Here is a 4,335-nt window from a genome sequence, read left to right as displayed (position 1 = left end):
ATCGAGGCCCTGGCCAGGCGCGCGCCCCTGGTGGGCACCCCCCTGCTGCTGCTGGGCCTGGCCAGTGCCCTGGCGGGCGGCAGCCTGGAGCGGGCCGTGCGGGACGTGCTCGAGGCCCTGCCGGATGTCCCCTTGGCCCGGGAGCGCCTGGCCCGGATCGTGGGCCGCCAGGTGAGCCAGCTGCCGGAGGCGGAGATCCTGCGGGCCGCCGCCGAAACCGCCGCTGAAAACGCCGTCGACGGTCTGTTCGCGCCGCTGTTCTGGATGCTGGTGGGGGCGGCGCTGCTGGCGCTGGGACCACTCCTGCTATCGCCCCAACTGCCGGGGCCCCTCGCCCTGGCCTGGAGTTTCAAGGCGGCCAGCACCCTCGATTCGATGCTCGGCTACCGCCACGGCCGCCTGCGCTGGCTGGGCACCGCCGGCGCCCGCCTCGACGACCTGCTCACCTGGCTGCCCACCCGTCTGGTGGCCCTGACCCTGCCCCTGGCGGCGGGGCGGCCCCGGCAGACCCTGCGATGGTTCAGGGCGGCCCTGCGGGACGGCGCCCCCGACCCTTCCCCCAACGCCGGGGTGTCGGAGGCGGCCTTCGCCCATGCCGCCGGCGTGCGCCTGGGAGGGGCCAACACCTACGCCGATGGCGTTCGGATCAAGCCGATCCTGGCGGCCACGGGGAGCACGCCCGATGCGGCCGCCGTGGCAAGGATCCTGGCCCTGGGAGATCGACTGGAGCTGATCTGGTTGCTGGTGGCGCTGCCGGCCCTGTGGGCGCTCAGCGCAGCGGCAGCAGGCCGTGCACCGGGGGCGGATCAGTAGGCGCCACGGTCGCGGGGATCCAGCATCACGCTGATCGTGCGCACGATGATGCGCAGATCCATCAACAGGTTGCGGCGGCGGGCGTAACGCACATCCAGCCGAACCCGTTCCGGGTAGCTGAGGTTGTTGCGGCCGGACACCTGCCACAGACCGGTCAGGCCAGGGCGGACGGCGAGCACCTCGTCCATCCGATCGCCGTAGCGGACCAGCTCGCTTTTGACGATGGGGCGGGGTCCCACCACACTCATCTCACCCCGGAGCACATTGAGGAACTGGGGCAGCTCATCAAGGCTGGAACGACGCAGAAACTTGCCCAGACGGGTGATGCGCGGGTCGTTCTTGAGCTTGAAATCGTTGCGGAACTCTTCGTCGAGGTCGGGAGATTCGGCCAGCAGCTTGGACAGCAAACGATCGGCGTCCCGGCGCATGGTGCGGAACTTGATGCAACCGAAACTGCGGTAATCGCGGCCCACCCGCTGCTGCACGTAGAACACTGGGCCCTTGGAGGTGACCTTCACCAGCAAAGCCAGGGCAAGCAGAACCGGAGACCCCAGGGTGAGCACCATCAGGGAGAACAGGACATCGCCACCACGCTTGACGAAGCGATCCCGCTTGGACTGGATGGCGATCAGCTCTTCCGCGGTGAACACCTGCGCCGGTGCCGTCACGAGCTGGCGCGAGGCGTAGGGGGTCCCGATGGAAGAGAGCATGGGGGACTGCTTCGATAAATGAAGTTAAGGATCAGCAGGACAGGAACTCCAAGGTGGGGGGCCACTCAGATCAGAGGCACAGGACCGTGGAGGCGGCGACGATGCTGCCGCCACAGCTTGTCCAGCAGCGTTTCCATGCGTCGCCGGAAGACCGCCGGGGCGAAGCCCTCCGCCCAGCGCCGCTGCTCCTCCGCCGGCAGGGATCGCCACAGCCGGGCCGCCTCGAAGTGCTCCAGCGCCGCCGCCAGGCTGGCGGCGTTCTGCTCCGGGAACAGCAGACCAGTGGCGCTCCGCTCCCCTTCCCTGAGGCAGCGCACACTGTCGAGCACCCCGCCCTGCCCGAAGGCGATCACTGGAGCGCCGGCGGCCATCGCCTCCACCGGCGCGATGCCGAAATCCTCCAGGCCCGCGTACACATAGGCCCGCGCTCGCTCCAGCCAGGCGGCGCTCTCCTGATCCGACAGGCGACCGAGGAAACGGACCTGGGGCCCCGCCATCGCCTCCAGACGGCGCCGTTCGGGACCGTCGCCGAGCACCACCAGGGGCAGCCCGGTGCGGTTGAAGGCTTCCACCACCACATCCACCCGTTTGTTGGGCACCAGCCGGCAGAGGCTCACATAGACGTCGTCCCGGGGCCGATCCCAACGGAACCGCTCCACGGCCACGGGGGGATGCATCACATGGGCACGCCGGCGCCAGAAACAGCGGATCCGGCGGGCGGTGAAGCGGGAATTGGCCACCAGGGCATCCACCCGGGCGCTGCTGACCACGTCCCATTGACGCAGCTGGTGCAACTGCAGCCGCACCAGGGGACCCAGGGGCCCGCGGGCCAGGGCGGAACGGGCCAGGTAGGGATGCATCTGGTCCCAGGCGTAGCGGGCCGGGGTGTGCACGTAACTGATGTGCAACTGGTCCGGACCGGTGATCACCCCTTTGGCCACCAGATGGCTGCTGCTGATCACCAGGGGATGGCCCGACAGGTCGAGTTGCTCGATCGCCAGGGGCAACAGCGGCAGGTACTGCTGGACGTGGCTCACCCCCCAGGGCAGCCGCTGGATGAAGCTGGTCTGGACGCTCCGCCCTGACAGCCAGCTGCCGGGCCGCCCGCTCTCCCCATCCACCAGGGCGTAGAGCTCGGGCGGGGTTCCCCGCTGCGCCAGAAGCCGGTCGAGTTCGGCCACCACCTGCTCGGACCCACCCACGGACCGGGGTGTGAACCACTCGTGCACCAGGGCGACAGGCGTGGGGAAGGCCTCCATGTCAGGCACCGTAAGGCGCCAGTATCACGAAAACTCTCAGCCGATTGCCCTTGCGGGGCTCCCTGCCGAAGCTAAGGCGACGACTGGGATGGCGAGAGCCGGGACACGATGGCGATCCGCGAGCTCCTCGAAGACGCCCTGCTGGAGCCTGCCATCGGCGAGACTGCCTGTTTCCGGTGGCATGCCACCTCGGTGGGCATTGCGGCGCTCTGGTGCGACGGCAAGCCGCCACCGGCCCCGCCGTTTGATGTGGCGCTGAAGGAGGGGCTGCAGGTGGGCCTGGATCTGAGCCGGGAGGAACGGGAGTTCCACCAGGTGAAATCAGGCCTGGTGTTGCTGTTCCATTCCTGATGAAAGCCCTGGCGTTGTCGGGCTGATGGCAACGGCCACGCTGGCTGTTGAGGTGAAACGGAGAGGGTGGGATTCGAACCCACGGAAGGTTTCCCTTCAAACGATTTCGAGTCGTTCGCTTTCGACCACTCAGCCACCTCTCCTGACCCTTCGGCCAGACAGCATCTTACGGAGCGGTCAGCGCGCCGCTCCGCCCACTGGCCTGCCACCCCCGCGGCAGGGGGGCTCCGGTGAGGCCAGGTCCACTGAGCCACACCTGCCGCGGCCCAAGGGCCAGCAGGGCGCGGTGGTCGGCGGGCCGGGGACGGACGCCCAGCCACACGGACTCCGCCACCGTCCCTGCGGACGTCTTTGCAGCTGTTGCTGTTTGGCCCACTCGCCAGCTGGCCAGCGACTGCCGGTCGGGCAGCAGCAGCCAGCGCTGACGGCCCAGCTGCAGACGCAGGGCGTGGCTGTCCATGGCCAGGGCCTGCACCGCCAGCCCTCGGCTGGCCAGCCGCTGCCCGGCGGCCAGGGGGGCAGCGCCGCCGCCGTAGGCCACCACCCGACCGGCCAGGCGACTCCAGCAGGCTGGGTCAGCACCCGCCACCGGATCCAGCAGCAGGACCCAGTCGAGGCGAGCCACCCCGAGCCCCTGGGCCAGCTGGCCGGCCTGGCGGCAGCTGAAGCCATCGGCGCGGCTGCTGACCAGCGCGGCGCGGCCCCGGTGCCGGGCCAATAGCAGATCGCGGGCGGGGCCGCCTTCCCCCTGGTGGACCAGCAGCAGCTGGTCGCCGCCCAGCAGCAGCAGATGCAGCAGCAGCACGCCGAGGCCCAGGCCGGCCGCCAGCCGCCGCCAGTGCCGGCCCAGGCCGGGGAGCACCAGACCCAGCAACGCCAGCGTGAACAGCAGCACCAGCAGGGGCAGGGGCCGGCCGCTCTGCCACTGGGCCAGGGGGAGGGCGGCGACGCTGTGGGCGAGCCGGAGCAGCCATGCCGCCAGCCAGCCGAAGGGGACCAGCAGGGGCACCAGCAGGGGCGGCACCAGCACGGCCACGGCCGCCAGGGCCATCGCGCCGAGGGTGAGGGGCGTGAGCAGGGGAGCCGCCAGCAGATTGGCCGGCACGGCGTAGAGGGGCACCACCCCGAAATGAAGCAGTTGCAGCGGCAGGGTCCAGAGGCTGGCCGCCACCGGCACCGCCAGGGCGGGCGCCAGCCAGCCC

The 4,335-nt window shown here is 70.4% G+C and carries 5 protein-coding genes and 1 tRNA gene; 2 read left to right on the top strand and 4 right to left on the bottom strand.

What is annotated here, in order from left to right:
• Positions 1 to 813, top strand: an 813-nt coding sequence (locus VB739_RS16285) for a CobD/CbiB family cobalamin biosynthesis protein (protein ID WP_323358062.1), incomplete at its 5' end; no start/stop codon positions are given.
• On the opposite strand, the gene VB739_RS16280 is transcribed toward VB739_RS16285, so the two are convergent.
• Together VB739_RS16280 and VB739_RS16275 are read right to left on the bottom strand one after the other, a co-directional pair.
• Entirely contained in the window at positions 807 to 1,523 is a 717-nt protein-coding gene (locus VB739_RS16280; protein ID WP_323358061.1) for a sugar transferase, read from the bottom strand. The two genes, VB739_RS16285 and VB739_RS16280, sit on opposite strands and share 7 nt — an antisense overlap.
• Positions 1,524 to 1,588: 65 nt before the next feature.
• Positions 1,589 to 2,782, bottom strand: a complete 1,194-nt coding sequence (locus VB739_RS16275) for a glycosyltransferase (protein ID WP_323358060.1) — start codon at positions 2,780 to 2,782, stop codon at positions 1,589 to 1,591.
• A gap of 108 nt (positions 2,783 to 2,890) precedes the next feature.
• On the opposite strand from VB739_RS16275, the gene VB739_RS16270 reads away from it, so the two are divergent.
• A complete protein-coding gene (locus VB739_RS16270; protein WP_323358059.1) occupies positions 2,891 to 3,133 on the top strand; it encodes a hypothetical protein in 243 nt (80 codons plus the stop codon).
• Between the two features lie 58 nt (positions 3,134 to 3,191).
• Here the strand turns inward: VB739_RS16270 and VB739_RS16265 are convergent.
• Positions 3,192 to 3,276, bottom strand: a tRNA-Ser gene (locus VB739_RS16265).
• 23 nt (positions 3,277 to 3,299) lie between these two features.
• Positions 3,300 to 4,335: ComEC/Rec2 family competence protein (locus VB739_RS16260; RefSeq protein WP_323358058.1), on the bottom strand; the 1,036-nt coding region annotated here is incomplete at its 5' end.

Origin of the sequence: Cyanobium gracile UHCC 0281 (assembly GCF_034931305.1) — a bacterium.
Classification (GTDB): Bacteria; Cyanobacteriota; Cyanobacteriia; order PCC-6307; family Cyanobiaceae; genus Cyanobium; species Cyanobium gracile_A.
The sequence above is the reverse complement of the archived record's forward strand: the minus strand, read 5'-3'. Positions and strand labels throughout refer to the sequence as shown.